Annotated in this window: 16 protein-coding genes; 12 read left to right on the top strand and 4 right to left on the bottom strand. The window is 73.2% G+C overall.

All coding sequences use genetic code 11. The features are described from left to right. On the top strand, positions 1–1,375 hold a 1,375-nt coding region (eccD, locus tag ABZ749_RS14355; RefSeq protein WP_357227565.1), incomplete at its 5' end, for a type VII secretion integral membrane protein EccD. 19 nt (positions 1,376–1,394) lie between these two features. On the opposite strand, the gene ABZ749_RS14360 is transcribed toward eccD, so the two are convergent. Beyond that, positions 1,395–2,582, bottom strand: a complete 1,188-nt coding sequence (locus ABZ749_RS14360; RefSeq protein ID WP_357227568.1) for a type VII secretion protein EccE — start codon at positions 2,580–2,582, stop codon at positions 1,395–1,397. A gap of 163 nt (positions 2,583–2,745) precedes the next feature. Between ABZ749_RS14360 and eccB the strand changes: the two genes are divergently transcribed. The 8 genes from eccB to ABZ749_RS14400 all read left to right on the top strand — a co-directional run bounded on the left by eccB (position 2,746) and on the right by ABZ749_RS14400 (position 9,322). Beyond that, complete coding sequence (gene eccB / locus ABZ749_RS14365; RefSeq protein ID WP_357227570.1) at positions 2,746–4,353, top strand: type VII secretion protein EccB; 1,608 nt, start codon at positions 2,746–2,748, stop codon at positions 4,351–4,353. 46 nt (positions 4,354–4,399) lie between these two features. Continuing rightward, complete coding sequence (locus ABZ749_RS14370; RefSeq protein WP_357227573.1) at positions 4,400–4,810, top strand: hypothetical protein; 411 nt, start codon at positions 4,400–4,402, stop codon at positions 4,808–4,810. Continuing rightward, positions 4,803–6,098 (top strand): WXG100 family type VII secretion target, encoded by a 1,296-nt coding sequence (locus tag ABZ749_RS14375; RefSeq protein ID WP_357227576.1) that lies wholly within the window; start codon positions 4,803–4,805, stop codon positions 6,096–6,098. The genes ABZ749_RS14370 and ABZ749_RS14375 overlap by 8 nt, the downstream gene beginning before the upstream one ends. A 206-nt stretch (positions 6,099–6,304) precedes the next feature. After that, positions 6,305–6,664: a hypothetical protein gene (locus tag ABZ749_RS14380; RefSeq protein ID WP_357227579.1), complete on the top strand. Its 360-nt coding sequence runs from the start codon at positions 6,305–6,307 to the stop codon at positions 6,662–6,664. Positions 6,665–6,820: 156 nt separating this feature from the next. Continuing rightward, the gene (locus ABZ749_RS14385; RefSeq protein WP_357227581.1) at positions 6,821–7,639 is read left to right on the top strand and encodes a hypothetical protein; all 819 of its coding nucleotides are present in this window, start codon (positions 6,821–6,823) and stop codon (positions 7,637–7,639) included. Positions 7,640–7,672: 33 nt separating this feature from the next. After that, a complete protein-coding gene (locus tag ABZ749_RS14390) occupies positions 7,673–8,014 on the top strand; it encodes a YkvA family protein (protein ID WP_357200030.1) in 342 nt (113 codons plus the stop codon). Positions 8,015–8,045: 31 nt separating this feature from the next. Then, complete coding sequence (locus ABZ749_RS14395) at positions 8,046–8,453, top strand: TIGR03618 family F420-dependent PPOX class oxidoreductase (protein ID WP_357227584.1); 408 nt, start codon at positions 8,046–8,048, stop codon at positions 8,451–8,453. 224 nt (positions 8,454–8,677) lie between these two features. Next, complete coding sequence (locus ABZ749_RS14400) at positions 8,678–9,322, top strand: C39 family peptidase (protein ID WP_357227586.1); 645 nt, start codon at positions 8,678–8,680, stop codon at positions 9,320–9,322. A 10-nt stretch (positions 9,323–9,332) separates the two neighbouring features. On the opposite strand, the gene ABZ749_RS14405 is transcribed toward ABZ749_RS14400, so the two are convergent. Continuing rightward, positions 9,333–10,724, bottom strand: coding sequence for an FUSC family protein (locus ABZ749_RS14405; RefSeq protein WP_357227589.1), 1,392 nt, complete (start codon positions 10,722–10,724; stop codon positions 9,333–9,335). A 97-nt stretch (positions 10,725–10,821) separates the two neighbouring features. Here ABZ749_RS14405 and ABZ749_RS14410 point away from each other — a divergent pair, with 97 nt between their 5' ends. Then, positions 10,822–11,421 carry a hemerythrin domain-containing protein gene (locus ABZ749_RS14410; RefSeq protein WP_357227591.1) on the top strand — a complete coding sequence of 200 codons (600 nt, stop codon included), beginning with the start codon at positions 10,822–10,824 and terminating at the stop codon, positions 11,419–11,421. A gap of 67 nt (positions 11,422–11,488) precedes the next feature. On the opposite strand, the gene ABZ749_RS14415 is transcribed toward ABZ749_RS14410, so the two are convergent. After that, positions 11,489–11,671 (bottom strand): antitoxin, encoded by a 183-nt coding sequence (locus tag ABZ749_RS14415; RefSeq protein WP_091395189.1) that lies wholly within the window; start codon positions 11,669–11,671, stop codon positions 11,489–11,491. A gap of 201 nt (positions 11,672–11,872) precedes the next feature. Here ABZ749_RS14415 and ABZ749_RS14420 point away from each other — a divergent pair, with 201 nt between their 5' ends. Further along, complete coding sequence (locus ABZ749_RS14420; RefSeq protein WP_357227594.1) at positions 11,873–12,973, top strand: AI-2E family transporter; 1,101 nt, start codon at positions 11,873–11,875, stop codon at positions 12,971–12,973. Between the two features lie 3 nt (positions 12,974–12,976). On the opposite strand, the gene ABZ749_RS14425 is transcribed toward ABZ749_RS14420, so the two are convergent. Next, positions 12,977–13,627 (bottom strand): alpha/beta fold hydrolase, encoded by a 651-nt coding sequence (locus ABZ749_RS14425; protein WP_357227597.1) that lies wholly within the window; start codon positions 13,625–13,627, stop codon positions 12,977–12,979. 191 nt (positions 13,628–13,818) lie between these two features. Between ABZ749_RS14425 and ABZ749_RS14430 the strand changes: the two genes are divergently transcribed. Next, positions 13,819–14,013: a hypothetical protein gene (locus tag ABZ749_RS14430; protein ID WP_357227600.1), complete on the top strand. Its 195-nt coding sequence runs from the start codon at positions 13,819–13,821 to the stop codon at positions 14,011–14,013. Positions 14,014–14,210 lie beyond the last annotated feature (197 nt).

Below are 14,210 nucleotides of genomic sequence, written 5' to 3' on the forward strand. Positions count from 1 at the left end.
GCACACCGAACCCCGTCACGGGGATCGGGGCGCCGCCCACCTCGACCTGGCGCTGCCGTCGGACGTGCCGTTGGCCGACCTGCTTCCCACGCTGCTGCGCTACGCCGGTGAGGACATGGCCGACGAGGGCGCGCGGCACGGCGGCTGGGCACTGTCCCGGTTGGGCGGCGCGCCCCTCGACGGTGGTCGTACCGCGGCGCAGCTCAGCGTCCGGGACGGTGAGGTGCTCTACTTCAATCCCCGGTCCGACGCCGCGCCGGAGATCGTCTTCGACGACGTGGTGGACGCGGTCGCCACCGCGACCAACCAGCGCCCCGGCGCCTGGCAGGTCAGCGCGACCCGCTCCTTCGCCGTGGTCTTCGCGGCGGCGGCGCTCGGCGCCGGCGCGCTCGCCGCCCTCTTCGCCGGTCCGCCGCACCTGCCTGGCGCGCTGGCCGCGCTGCTGGTCGCGGTGGCGCTGCTGGTGGGCGCGGCGGTGCTGTCCAGGGCCGCCGGTGACAGCGGCATCGGCGCGGTGCTGGCTTTGGTCGGCCTGGTGCACGCGGCCACCGGTGGCCTGCTGCTGCTGGCCGGTGATCGGGCACTGACCGACCTGGCCAGTCCGCATGTCCTGCTCGCGGCGACCGCCGCGGTGGTGGCCGGCGCGGTGGCGGTGCTGGCGGTCGGCGACCGGTACCCTCTCTTCTTCGCCGCGATCGGGGTCGCGGCCGCGACCGGCCTGGGCGCCGTGCTCTGCCTGGCCCTCGACCTCGACGCGGCGGCCTCCGCCGCGGTGGTCGCCGCGGTCGCGTTCGGCGTGGTGCCGGCGCTGCCGATGATGGCCTACCGGCTGGCCCGGCTGCCGGTGCCGTCGATCCCGACCGGTCCGGAGGACCTGAAGACCGACAGCGAGTCGGTGGACGGTCGGCAGGTGCTCCAGCAGAGTGAGCGCGCCGACGCGTTCCTGACCGGCCTGCTGTGGACGGTGTCGCTGCTGGTGCTGGGCGCGCAACTCGTGCTGGCCCTGGACGGGCGCCTGCCCGCGGTGCTGCTCTGCCTGGTGCTGGCCCTGCTGGCACTGCTGCGGGCCCGCCCCCTCCTGGGCCGGGCGCAGCGCACCCCGGTGCTGCTGGCCGGCACCGTGGGTCTGGGCCTGGCCGCCGCGACCACCTTCGCCGGTGGGTCGCTGCCGGTCCGGCTCGGCGTGATCCTGGGCGGTCTGGTACTCGCCGCGGTGATCAGCCTGATCTACGGTCTGACCGTCGCCGGCAAGCGCATCTCGCCGGTCTGGGGCCGCCTGCTCGACATCGCCGAGATCCTGCTCATCGTCTCGCTGGTGCCGCTCGCCTTCTGGGTCTGCGGCCTCTACGGCTGGATCGTCAACCTCCGCCCCTGACCGCGCGCCCCCGCACCGGTCAGCGCGACCGCAGATCGGTGGCGACGCCCAGCGCCGACGCGACCGGAGCGGTGGCGTAGACCCCCGGGCCGTGCTGACCGTCCATCGGCCGGGTGGACGCGCCCACCCGGCCGGCAACGTCGCGAACCACCTTGACCAGGGCCTCGACGTGGTTGTCCATCGCCGCGACCCGGAGCAGCGGTGCCGCCACCCGACCGTCCGACGAGACGGTCACGGCCACCGTGTGCGACGGCGCCGAGGTCGCGGTGATCGCGTCCACCAGCGGACCGAGCGGCGCGTCGAAGCGGCCCGGCAGAGCCATGCAACGGTGCGTCCAGCCGCCGCCGCGCAACCCACGCCAACTCTCGGCCGGCGCCTCGGGCACCAGGTCGAGGCCGGCGGCCGAGACGATGGCCGCACGTAGCTCCTCCCGGCCCAGTGGGCGATGTGCCAGCCCCGCCGAGGTCAGCGCCTTGCCGAGCCGGCCGATGCCGGCCGCCACCGTCCGGTGTACGCCGGTCAACCCGCCGCCCCGGCTCACCGCCTCGACCCGGGCGTCCCGGACGGTGAGCCGCACCGCCACCCAGACGGTCCGGTGAGCAGCCGGCGGCGCGCCGGGTGCCGGGTACCAGACCAACGTGTGCGCGACGACCTGGGCCCGGGAGACCGGGGCGCTGAAGTCCGCGAGCACCCGCAGCGCGCGGTCCACGGCGGCGGCGTCGACCGAGCCGACCGCCGCACCGGTGGCGGACTGCAGGGCGACGGCGGCGAACCAGCCCTGGTCGTCGCGCCCGATGCCGAGCCGGGTGCCTCGGTCGGTCAACTCGATGACGCTCAGCTCGGGAGCGAGCGCAGCCAACCTCGGGTCGGTCGCCGTGCCGCTGGCCAGCGCTGCCGACGCCCGCTCACCACGTCGCCGCAGACGCCGGCGCAGCAGCAGGTCCTCGAACCACCAGCGGCCACCCCGGCGGGCGAAGGCGGCCAGGAGGACCAGCAGCGAAGCGACACCCGCCGCGGCGAGCACCCAGCTGGGTCCGGCCGTGGCGGCCCAGACGCCGAGCACGCACAGCTCCAGCACGACGAGCTGCCCGACCAGCACGGGGCCGACCCGCCCACGGCCGGGCCGCTCGGCCGGGGGCGCCGGCCGGGTCGGAACGTCGACAGGGTCCGTGACCGCTCGGACGGGTGGCGCCTGAACCTGCGTCATCGCTGACTGTCCCTCCTGCACGGTACGACTCTGCGCCGGGTCTTCTCCGGTGCCGGCCACGAGCGGTGGTCCCAAGGAACCACAGTCGGCCCCTTATCGTAGGGAAGCCCGCGACGGCACCCCGACCCTGATCGTCGCGGATCCACCCCGCCGGAGGTAAGTCATGCGGACCCGCCGCGATCAGGTGCAGGCGTACCGCTTCGTCACCCGCCGCATCGTCTCCGCCTTGCTGTCGGGCGATCCGGAGACCACCAACCTGCCGATGCGACGTCTCGGCATGGCCGTCTTCGGCAGTGTCCTCACCGCGGCCATCGTGCTGGGCGGGGTCGGGGCCTACGGCCAGTTGACCGGTGGCGCGGCACCGCTGGACGACCAGACCCTGGTCATCGAACGGGAAACCGGCGCGACGTACGTGTTCATCGAGGGCAAGCTGCACCCCACGCTCAACTACACCTCGGCACGGCTCATCGTGAACGATGCGAGTGCCCAGGTGCGGACGATGTCCCAGGCGTCGCTGCGGGACCGGCCCCGCGGCGTCACCGTCGGCATCGTCGGGGCGCCGGACGCCCTGCCGGACCGCAAGTCGCTGACCGGCCTGCCCTGGTCGGTCTGCGACGTGCCTGACCCGGTCGACCGGCAGCGCTCCAGCACCCGGCTGGTGATCGACCGGGCGCTGCCCGGCGGCACGCCGCTGGGTGACCGGGCGGTGCTGGTCTCGGTGAACGACCAGCGGTACCTGGTCACCAACAACACCCGACTCCAGCTGCTCGATCCGTCCCGCACGATCACGGCGCTGCGGATGGCCGGCACCGAGCGACTCCAGGTCGGACAGCAGCTGCTCAACGCCGTGCCGGCCGGGCCACCGCTGCGCCGGCCGTCACTGCCCGGCGAGGGTCAGCCCAGCAGTCGCACTGTGGCAGGGCAGACGTACGACGTCGGTTCGGTGTTCAAGGCCGCCGGGCGGCACTACGTGCTGACCCGGGACGCTCTCGTCTCGATCAGTGAGATCACCGCTCTGCTGCTCGTCAGCAACGGCGGTCGGATCACCGACATCACCCCGAACCAGGCCAGCGAGGCGTTCGAGGAGCGGCGGATCGAGGAGGAGGGGGTGCCGGCGACGATGCCCGCCCTCTACCCGGCCCAGCCCGGTCAGACCACGCTGTGCGCGACGTACCGCAAGGGCAGCGCGGGCGGCCCGCCGACCACCACCCTGGAGGTCTTCGACCGGGTGCCGACCGAGTTGACCGACAGCGATCCAGGCCTGGTGCCGGTGCGCCAGACCAGGCGCGACGCGGTACGCACCGCTGAGGCGGTGCTGCTGCCCGGCGGCAAGGGTGTCATCGCGCAGGCCTCGCCCGGTGCCGGGACCAGCGGTTCCGGTGCCGCCGGGTCGACGATCTACCTGATCAGCCCGCAGGGCATCCGGTATCCGCTCGCTTCGGCGGAGACCCTCGACGTGCTCGGTTACGGCGGGATCACCCCGCTGGCGGTGCCCGGCTCCCTGCTCGCACTGATCCCGACCGGGCCGACGCTGGACCGCGAGGACGCGTTCGCCGTCTTCGCTGCCGACGGTCCGGCACCGACCGCACCGCCGTCGACCGCACCGCCGTCGACCGCGCCGAGGTCGGGCTCGCCGTCAGCGGCACCGCCGACGGGTACGCCGTCCGCCGCGCCACCGTCGGGGTCGACATCGTCGAGTCCAGCCGGTGGCACCCCGTCGAGCGGTGGGACCGGCGGGGGGTCCACGGAATCGACCGACGCCGACGGCTGAGCAGCTTCGACGGGTCGCCCGGAGTCGCACTGGTGGACTAACCTGGATGCCGCTGACGGTTGTCAACCAGAACGACGGGGATGTTGCCATGGCCGGGCGTACGGAAGTCGACCTGTTGTCCCTTGAGGACTTCCACGAGCACCTGGCGTCGCGGTTGAGCCAGGCCGAGTCGGTGCTGCGCAAGCTCAACACCGAGATGCAGTGCCGTCCTCCGGCTCTGGGCTCGTTCCTCGACGCCACCGACAAGGCGCGTCGCTACAGCGAGGTCCACCAGTCCTATGTCGACCAGGCCGAACGGATCCGGCAGGCGGTGCTGGCGGCACAGCAGGCGACGAGCACGATCCTGAACAACTACCGCACCGCCGAGGCACGTAACGCGGCGAACGCCGACGATGTCACCGCCGCGCTGACCCCGGTCGACCGGGCGTTGCAGCCGAAGGAGGACGGGCGTGTCTGACTACACCCAGCGCTACCAGGGCAACAGCCACCAGCAGCTGTACGACGGCCTGATGGCGGGCAAGCCGGAGCAGATCGAGGGCGTGGCCACCCAGTGGGCCGAGCTCAAGGGCATCCTCGACGGTCTCGGCCGGGAGCTGAGCGGCGACCTCGACAAGCTCGCCAACACCTGGACGGGTTCGGCGGGTCAGGAGTTCCACCGGCGACTCAGCTTCATCGTCGCCCACACTGACGCGCTGGGCGAGGGGATGGCCGGCATCAGGCAGGGGTTGACCATGATGGCCGACCATCTGCGCGACGCCCACAAGCAGGCTGAGAGCCCGGAGGAGACCGACGACAACGACAAGGCGATCGGCGGTGCGATCAAGGGTGGCGCGGTCTTCGGTCTGACCGGTCTGATCGTCGGGGGCATCGCGGGTCACCAGCAGGACAAGGCCGAGCAGGAGAAGGCCCACCAGCGGATGGTGAACCTGGTCGCCGGCCTGGCCAACAGTTACGAGATCTCCGCCTACGACCGGGTGGTCGAACCGCCCCCACCGGACCCGGACACGCCGACCACCGCCCGGAAGGACCCGACGACGCCGCAGAGCGTCTCGGCGATCGCCCGGGTGAGCGGCGGCCCCCACACCGGCGCCGACACCGGGCGCAAGGGTGACGCGACCATCTCGACGCCCGACCATGTCGCCCAACTGCCGGGCGACGGTTCGACGCCGGGCGAGGTCGGCGCGGTCACCGGCGGCGGGGCGGCTGTCGTCACCGTTCCGACCGGCGCTGGCAGCGACCTCCCAGGCGCCGGCACGTCCCTCGCCGGAGCCGACCCGCTTCTCGGCGGCGCGCTGCTCGGCGGGGGTGCCGCCGGGCTGGTCGGGCTGTCCGGGCCGGCCGGCGCGCCCACCGCGGCGAGCACCGGTCCCGGCCTGCTCTACGGGGCGCAGGGCGGGGCACCGGCCGGCGGGGTGTTGCGCAGCGGCGCGCTCGCCGGCTCGGGCAGCGCGGCCCCCACCTCGGCTCGACCGACCGGCGGTGGCGCGGCCCCGGCGGAGACCCGCGCCGCCAACGGGGTCGGGCGCAGCATCGACGGCCAGCGTGGTGGCAGCGGCGGCCGTCCGGCCATGACCGGTGGCAACGCCCGGCCGGGGTCCAGCGGCGGTCGTCCCGGTGTGCTCGGCGGGCAGGGGCGTGCGCAGGACGACGACTCCGACGAGCGGCTGACCTGGCTGACCGAGGACGAGATGGTGTGGCAGGGCGACGAGAAGGCCGCGCCCCCGGTGCTCGGCACCGGCGACTGACCACGGCCCACCGTCGGCCGGCACGCACCACCGGCGGTGCGCCCCCGACGATTGACGGTGCCCCCGATCGGACCCGATCCGGTCGGGGGCGTTGCCGTTCCCGGGCCCTGATCGGCGGTGTCCACAGTGCGCATGGTGGTGGCGGTCACGCCCGCGCCGCCCATCGCCGTGCTGCGGTTGGCCGGAACGGGCGATAGGTTGGTCGGGTGTCGTCCGCAGCGTCCGTCCGCCCGGCCAGGTGGGCTGTGCTGCGGTCACTGCGGGAAATGACCCGCCTGGCGGTCACCGCGCTGGTCCTCGCGGTCGGCCTCGGTGCCGCTCTCGCCGCGACCCCACCGCCCACCCCCACGCAGCTGCGGCCCAGCGCCGTGAGCAGCCGGGTGGCGAGTGTCAGCCCTGACGCCGGCCCGGCCGACGAGCGAACCGGCCAGCCCGCTGAAGCCCCGCCGGCTGGCACGCTCGACACCGCCACGGCGACCGGTCCGGTCGCGGCGGGCCCGGTGCACGTCCCGGCCGCCGATCCCGGCCGTGGCTCCCCCGCACGACGCGGCCCACCCGCCCGCTGAGCCAGGCCCGGCGATCCCGGGGCCCGATCCCGGCTGATCCTCCCGCACGGCACCCCAGTTCGCCGTCCACGGATCATCCCGCCACCGGGCCGACCGGTGCTGCCGCGCCTTCCTGCCGCCCGTCGATACCCGCCTTCGACCGCGAGGTGCTGTTACATGCAAATCATCCTCTCCGCCGTCCTGCCCGACCTCTCCCGGGCCGCCGTCATCTGGCTGAGCCTGCTCGGGGTGGTAGCCGTCGCTGTCTCCGCTCTCCTGCTGCGACCCGGTCGACTCCGCTTCGACCCGGGTTCCCGGATCCGGCGCGCCGCAATGCCGAGCCAACTTGAGCAGGCCCAGGAGGAGCGGGAGCAGAGCCGCTACGCGCAGGAGGTCGCGGTGGCCGCCGAGCGGGCGACCACCACGGCGCAGCGCCGCCGCACGGAGTGGGTTGCCGCGCAGGAGGCGGTCGAAGCGGCCTGGCTGGCGTACGAGGCGGCCGAGGCTGGCGTACGGCGGTTCGACGCGGCGGCCGCCATGCCGCTGCCGCACACCGCACGGACCCCCGCCGAGTACGCGGACCGCGAGCGCTACCTGCACCGGGCGGCGCTGGACGCGTACTGGCGGCGGGACCTGTCGGTGGAGCAGCTCAGCGACGTCTTCGCGCACCGCGACGGCTGGGACCCGCGACTGCACCCGGTCGAGCAGGAGCTGGTGCTCCAGCGGGCGATCCGGGACAACCTGGCGGCCCGGCACGCCGCAGCCCGCGAGCGGGAGCAGAGCGCGTGGCGGGCAGCGGAAATGGCGGTTGCCGCGGCTCGCAGTCTGCGCGAGGAGGCGCACGCCGCGAGCGGGCGACGGGTCGCCGAGTCCGCGTCGGTGCTGCCCCTGAGCGAGGTTGCCCGACCGGTGGGCGCGCAGCCCCGGGAGAACGTCGAGCAGACCCGGGAGAACAAGGTGACCGCTCGCGGCCGTGCGACGGTGCCCGCGTTCTGAGCCGCGCGGGCTCGGGTGGGTTAGCGTGACGGCATGTCCCGACAGGCGTGGGTCCTCGTGGTGATCGCCAGCATCCTGGCGCTCGCCACACTGGTCGGTGCCGTGGTGCTGGCGGTGCGGGTGGTGCGTACCCGGCGGATGCTGACCGGGCTGGGCGCGGGCGGCAAGGTCGCCTTCTACGGGGCACTGATCTACACGGTCTTCCCGGTCGACGTGCTGCCGGACCCGATCTACCTGGATGACATGGGGGTCCTGGCCGCCGCGCTGATCTACCTGACCCGGCTGGTGCACCAACGTCGGGCGGCAGGTCGCCAGCTGCCCGGTCAGCCGGACGCCCCGCCGGATCGGGGCCAGGTGCGCCGCCGCGTGCCATGATCGGGGTCGGTTCGGCGGACAGGGGACGGGCATGGCGGGCGATCATCGGTTGGACGTGCACGATGAGCGGGTTGTCGCCTTCTGCGCCGAACGACACCTGGCGACGCTGACCACCCTGCGGGCGGACGGTACCCCGCACGTCGTACCGGTCGGGGTGACGCTCGACCCGGCGGCCGGCCTGGCCCGGGTCATCACCTCCGGCGCCTCCCGCAAAGCCCGTCAGGTGGCGTCTGCCGGGGCGGCGGGCACGGCGGTGGCCGTGTGCCACGTGGATGGCCGCCGCTGGTTGACCATCGAGGGCCGCGCGGTGCTGCGGTCGGATCCGGCCGCCGTGGCGGAGGCGGAGCGGCGGTACGCCGAGCGGTATCGGACACCACGCCCGAATCCGGAGCGGGTGGTCATCGAGATCACCGTGACCAGGTTGTTGGGCAGCCTCTGAGCTGACCGTCTGTCCCCGATGACCGGTTCGGGTCGGGCAGGGACGCCGTGCGGGTCCCGGTGCCCTCAGCCGGCGGAATTCTCCGTGGAGCAGAGCCGTTACGCCCTCGGTACGCCCAGGGCCGAGACCACAGATGGTCGGCCCCGGTGTTGCGCCGAGCGCCATTCCCGGTGCTGCCGCCCTCCGCTTGTCGGAGCCGACAACCCCCGAACGGAGACTCGACCATGAACCCGATCGTCCAGAAGAGCGGCCTGTCCGTCGTCGGCCTGCTCGTCGCCGGCGGCTGCGCCCTCGGCCCGGCGGTGGCCGCGCAGGCCGCGCCGGCACCCGCCGCTCCGGCTTCGTCGAGCCAGACCGACAGGCACGCCGAGCGGGTCCTCGGCGTCGACTACCAGGCCCAGCCGAACTTCTACTACTGCGGCCCGGCCGCGACCAGGATCGCGTTGTCCGCCCAGGGCAAGGCGCTCTCCCAGGACGAGGTGGCCCGGCTGCTCGGCACCACCGAGGCGGGCACCCCCTCGGCCCTGGACACCACCCGGGTGCTCAACGAACTGACCGGCGGCAAGTACCGGACCACCGAGATCCGTGATTCGGTGGCCCGCCCCGACCAGGTCGAGCAGCTGCGCCGTGACGTGCTGGCCGCGGTGGACGCCGGCCGCCCGGTGGTGGCCAACATCAAGGGCACGACAGTGGACACCGACGGCAACCCGCACTCGTACGAGGGTGGCCACTACCTGACCCTCGTCGGCTACCGCGACGGTGGTGACACGATCCGGGTCGCCGACCCGGCCGACCCGGCGTTGGGCGAGTACTGGATGAGCCTGCCGAAGGTCGCCAACTGGATCGCCGAGCGCGGCTACTCCTCCTGATCCGGATGCTTCACCGGGCCGGCCTCTCCCGTGCGGGGAGGCCGGCCCGACCGTTGTCACGGGTGCGGTTGGCGAGGTGCGCGCGTCGGCGGGCTCGGGCGGCTCGCGTCGGTGGGGCCCGGTGCAGTTGTCGGCGGAGTGGCGGGTGGATCTCCGCCTCGCCGGCTCCGGCCGCTCGGCGCACGATCCGGTTGGCGTCCTCCGGTTCGGAACCCGCTGCCCGGAGCAGATCGCTGGCCGCGGTACGCAGCCCGGTGACGAGGGATTCTCCGAACGACCTGACCCCGGTCGCCGATGCCCGCCCGGCCAACTCGGCGCACTGCTCGACCAGTCGACGGGTGCGCTGGGTGTCCTCGCCGACCTTGCACTCCGCACGCATCGCCGCCACTGCCTGACCCAGTCGGCCCATCGCGTCCGGCAGCTCCGGTGGGATCGGCTCGTCGTACTGCAACGCGGTGGTCGACCAGCGGGCCATGGCGCGAGTGTCCAGCAGCAACCGCTCCAGGTGGCCCGCGCTGCGGGCGTAACGGTGGTACTGCTGCCGGCGGTGCCAGCGCACCGGGGCGATCGTCACCACCTCTTCGGCGCCGCTGAGCGCATCGTGCAACCGGCCCAGGTCGTCCTCGGTGCTGCGAAGCCGGTCGAGAACGCCCATGGTCCGGGCGACGTCGCGCTCGCGCATGGCCTGCGCCAGCTCGCCGAGTTGCTCGCAGAGGATCGCGAAGATCGGTGCCGCGGCCCGGTCCAACACCCGCATCGGGTTGATCGGCAACAACAGCGCGACCACCACCAGGCCGACCGCCCCACCGACGAGCGCGTCGAAGATGCGGGGCACCTCCAGGCCGCGTTGCATCGGGGCCAGCGTGGCGATCAGCACGGCGGTACCGCCGGCCTGGCCGACGAGCGGACCGCCCTTGCCAGCCACCAGCAACGCGCTGGCGATGGCAAGCGCGACCACCACGCCGGTCTGCCACGGGCCCGAGCCGAGCAGGAATCGCAGCGTGTCGCCGATGATGATGCCCAGGGCCACGCCGCCCAACAGCTCGAAGGTGCGCCGCGCCCGCTGCCCGATGGCGGTGGCGATCGTACCGACGGCGGCGGCGGGGGCGAAGACGTGCGATCCCTGGCCGAGCAGATTCTTGGCGAGCAGGGCGGCGATGGCCGCGGCCAGCCCGGCCTGGATGGAGATCACCAGAGTGACCTCCCACTGCCGGGCCCGGATCCGGCCGGCCTGCCCGCCCCGGTGCCGCACCCGCCGGACCGTCCGCTGGGCGGTCTCATCGAGCCGCGACTGATCGCGGTCGGCGGGTGGGCGGTCGTCGGCCATGGCGGCGGTTACCCCGGCGGCGGCACGGCAATCGTGACGGCCCGGCACCACCGCCACCGCAGGTACCACGGACACCGTCGTACGCATCGTCAACCGTGGGTTTGTGCAGCCCCGTGGGGGTACCAGAGCCACACACCTCCCACCGATCCGCAACCGGTAAGGGGCCGTGACAATGACCAATCCACCGAACACCGACGACCACGACGCCGTCGACATCCTGGTCTCCGATCATCGTGCGATCGAGGCGGTCCTCGTCGAGTTGGCGACCCGGCAGGGCACTGCCGAGCACCGCCGACACCTCGCCGACGTGGTGATCGCCGAACTCGTCCGCCACTCGGTGGCCGAGGAGGCCTACGTGTATCCGATCGCCCGAAAGGTGCTGCCCGACGGCAACGAGATCGCCGACCGGGAGATCGCTGAGCACGCCGACGCCGAGCGGACCATGAAGGAGCTGGAGTCAGCCGACCCGTCCGACCCCCGCTTCGACGAACTGCTCGCCCACCTGACCAGCACCGTCCGACACCACGTGGCGGAAGAGGAGAAGGAGCTCTTTCCGCGGCTGCGCGCGGCGACGGCCCGGGAGGAGCTGGTCGAGATCGCCGCCCGGGTGACGGTGATCAAGGAGATCGGGCCGACCCGGCCGCACCCGGGGAGCCCGGAGCACCCACCGGCGAACAAGCTGCTCGCCCCCGGCATCGGCCTGGTCGACCGGTTGCGTGACGCGTTGAGCGGCCGGCCGACCACGATGGACGAGCTACGCGACAAGCCCTGACCCGTATCGTCCTGACCCGGCACTCCCGGGTCGCCGAGGCTCGGCGACCCGGGAGAAGCGCGGCGGGTCAGCGGACCTGATCGCCCTCGCCGGTGCGCGCCTGGGCCTGGTCGACGCCCTTGTCGATCTGATCGCCGTACTTGCCGCCGGTGCGCTTGTCGGCCATGTCGCCGGCCTTCTCCGCACCCTGGTCGACCTGCTTGTCATGCTTGTCCGCGAAGTCCTTGGCCTTGTCCATGAAGTCACCCATGGCGTTCCTCCTCAATCCGGTCCGTCCCCTTCGCGTTCCCTTGGCCGGACCACGCAAACGCCGCGGCTCCGGACGTGATCGGCGAACACCCACCGGCGTCACTCCGGCCGACGTACGATCCGCGCGGGCAACGGCCAGCGATTCGGGTGTCGGGGCACGACCGACCGGGTACCGACCTCGTCGACATCGAGGAGGACCGACATGGCCGCAGAGGTACCCGGACCGACAGGCGGCCCCGGGCCGCGCCAGACCTGGGCGGCGCTGCCGTGGCTGGTCCGGACCGCTGTGTTGTGGAGCGCCTGCCTGGTGGTGATCGCCGCGGGGCTGTACCTGCTCGGCCGGATCGCCGTCCTGTTGGCGCCGCTGGCCATCGCGCTGGCGGCCACCATCTTCCTCACCGCGCTGCTGGATCCGGTCCTGCTGCTGCTGCGCCGGTTGCGCCTGCCGGCGGCGCTGGCCGCGCTCTGCACCGTACTGCTGCTGCTCGGCATCCTGGTCGGCGTCGGCGCTCTGGTGTGGAACCTGACCGCCAGCCAGTTCGATCAGCTCAGCCAGGAGTTGACGCAGGGGGTCGAACGCAGCCGGGACTTCGTGACGTCCACCCTGCCGGTCAGCGAGGCACAGCTGGACCGGCTGGTCGACCAGGCCCGGGAGGGGCTCAGCGGCAGCTCACCCGACCCGGTGGCCGGCGCCCGGACCGCCACCGAGGTGTTCGGCTCCGCGCTGCTGGCTCTGGTGCTGCTCTTCTTCCTGCTCAAGGACGGCCGGTCCATGTGGCACTGGGTGCTGTCCCGGGCGTCCGGCCCGAACCAACCCGTGCTGGCCGAGGCCGGCCGCAACGGTTGGCAGACGTTGGGCGCGTACAGCCGGGGCACCATGTTCATCGCCGCGATCGACGCGCTGGGCATCGGGCTGGCTCTCGTGGTGCTGCGGGTGCCACTCGCCCTGCCGCTGGCGTTGATCACGTTCCTCGGCGGGTTCGTGCCGATCATCGGGGCGACGGTGGCCGGCGCGGTGGCGGTGCTGGTGGCGCTGGCCGCCAACGGGCCGACCACAGCGCTGCTCACCCTCGCGGCGGTGATCGCCGTGCAACAGATCGAGGGCAACCTGCTGGAGCCGCTGGTCATGAAGCGGCAGGTCCGATTGCATCCGGCGGTGATCCTGGTGGCGGTCACCGCCGGCACGCTGATCGCGGGCATCGCTGGGGCCTTCGTCAGCGTCCCGATCACCGCCGTCCTCTGGCGCGTCATCGACACCGTCCAACAGCGCCGCTCGGCCTCGGCTCTCCTGCCCTCGGAGTGATCATCACCGAACGAGGTGCGTGGTGAACCAGGTGCCAGCCTGATCGGCGACCTGCTCAAGGGTGCCGGGCTCCTCGAAGAGATGGGTGGCGCCGGGGATCACCCGCAACTCGCCGACCTCCCCCAACTCGGCCAGCGCCCGCTCGTTGAGCGTGATCACCTCTTCGTCCAGCCCGCCGACCAGGAGCAACGTCGGGGTACGCACCTGGGCCAGCGCGTTCCCGGCCAGGTCCGGCCGACCACCCCGGCTGACCACTGCGGCCACCCGATCGGCGCGGGACGACGCCGCGACCAGGGCAGCGGCAGCACCTGTGCTGGCCCCGAACAGGCCGATCGGCGCATCGCCGGCAGGACGCTCGACGGCCAGCCAGTCGACGATGCTGGCCAGCCGGCTGGCCAGCAGCCCGATGTCGAAGCGCAGTTCGGCCGTTCGCGCGTCCACCTCGTCCTCGGCCGGGGTGAGCAGGTCCGCCAGCACCGTACCGAGCCCACTGTCGTTCAGCGTCCGGGCCACCGCCACATTGCGCGGGCTGTGCCGGGAACTGCCGCTGCCATGCGCGAACAGCACCACGCCGACCGGTTGGGCGGGCAGCGTCAGGTCCGCGGGGAGTTGAGCGTCCCCGACCGGAATGGTCACGCTGCGCTGCTCGTCCATGCCCCACCTCCGCGTACTCGACGGTGTCCCGGGTACCCCGCCCGCCGCCGGGCACGCACGCCGCGACGGCGTTAACCCGGGGCCGTGCGCCCGCCGCCGGGCCGCGTTTGTCGGCTGGGTCGCCGGGTACGCGACGAGCGACCGCAGACCGTGTCGGCGCAGCCGCGCCCCGACGGATCGCGAGGATCGCCATGGCCAAGCAGCAGATTTCCCGGCAGCAGCAGCTGACCGAGCGAACCCAGCGTGAACAGGACGCCGAGCGCAACCAGGACGTCGGGGACCAGGATTTCGGCGACCAGGCCGCTTCGGCCCGGCTGCCCGACGACCCGAAGGCGGGGGCGCCCCGGGACGCGATCGGGCGTCCGTCGACCGGCGAGCCGGTCTGATCGACCTGGGCCGGCACGCCGGTCTTGATCAACTTCGACCGGCACGCCGGTCTGATCAACCTGGGCCGGCGAGCCGGTTCGACCAACAGCGCGGGCGGGCGTCGAGCAGTCACGAGGAGCCGGGCCGGCGTCTCCGGTCGCGCCCGACGCGCACACGTCGTCCCCGACGCCGGTCGGCGCGCTGTCCGACGTGGACG

The organism is Micromonospora sp. NPDC047753 (genome assembly GCF_040642735.1).
Taxonomy (GTDB): Bacteria; Actinomycetota; Actinomycetes; order Mycobacteriales; family Micromonosporaceae; genus Micromonospora.

Bases quoted from the DNA above. Each gene is read 5' to 3' on its own strand.
- eccB (WP_357227570.1), top strand. From the start codon at position 2,746: ATGCGGACCCGCCGCGATCAGGTGCAGGCGTACCGCTTCGTCACCCGC.
- ABZ749_RS14420 (WP_357227594.1), top strand. From the start codon at position 11,873: ATGGCCGCAGAGGTACCCGGACCGACAGGCGGCCCCGGGCCGCGCCAG.
- ABZ749_RS14390 (WP_357200030.1), top strand. From the start codon at position 7,673: ATGTCCCGACAGGCGTGGGTCCTCGTGGTGATCGCCAGCATCCTGGCG.
- ABZ749_RS14385 (WP_357227581.1), top strand. From the start codon at position 6,821: ATGCAAATCATCCTCTCCGCCGTCCTGCCCGACCTCTCCCGGGCCGCC.
- ABZ749_RS14410 (WP_357227591.1), top strand. From the start codon at position 10,822: ATGACCAATCCACCGAACACCGACGACCACGACGCCGTCGACATCCTG.
- ABZ749_RS14400 (WP_357227586.1), top strand. From the start codon at position 8,678: ATGAACCCGATCGTCCAGAAGAGCGGCCTGTCCGTCGTCGGCCTGCTC.
- ABZ749_RS14360 (WP_357227568.1), bottom strand. From the start codon at position 2,582: ATGACGCAGGTTCAGGCGCCACCCGTCCGAGCGGTCACGGACCCTGTC.
- ABZ749_RS14415 (WP_091395189.1), bottom strand. From the start codon at position 11,671: ATGGGTGACTTCATGGACAAGGCCAAGGACTTCGCGGACAAGCATGAC.
- ABZ749_RS14370 (WP_357227573.1), top strand. From the start codon at position 4,400: ATGCCGCTGACGGTTGTCAACCAGAACGACGGGGATGTTGCCATGGCC.
- ABZ749_RS14430 (WP_357227600.1), top strand. From the start codon at position 13,819: ATGGCCAAGCAGCAGATTTCCCGGCAGCAGCAGCTGACCGAGCGAACC.
- ABZ749_RS14395 (WP_357227584.1), top strand. From the start codon at position 8,046: ATGGCGGGCGATCATCGGTTGGACGTGCACGATGAGCGGGTTGTCGCC.
- ABZ749_RS14425 (WP_357227597.1), bottom strand. From the start codon at position 13,627: ATGGACGAGCAGCGCAGCGTGACCATTCCGGTCGGGGACGCTCAACTC.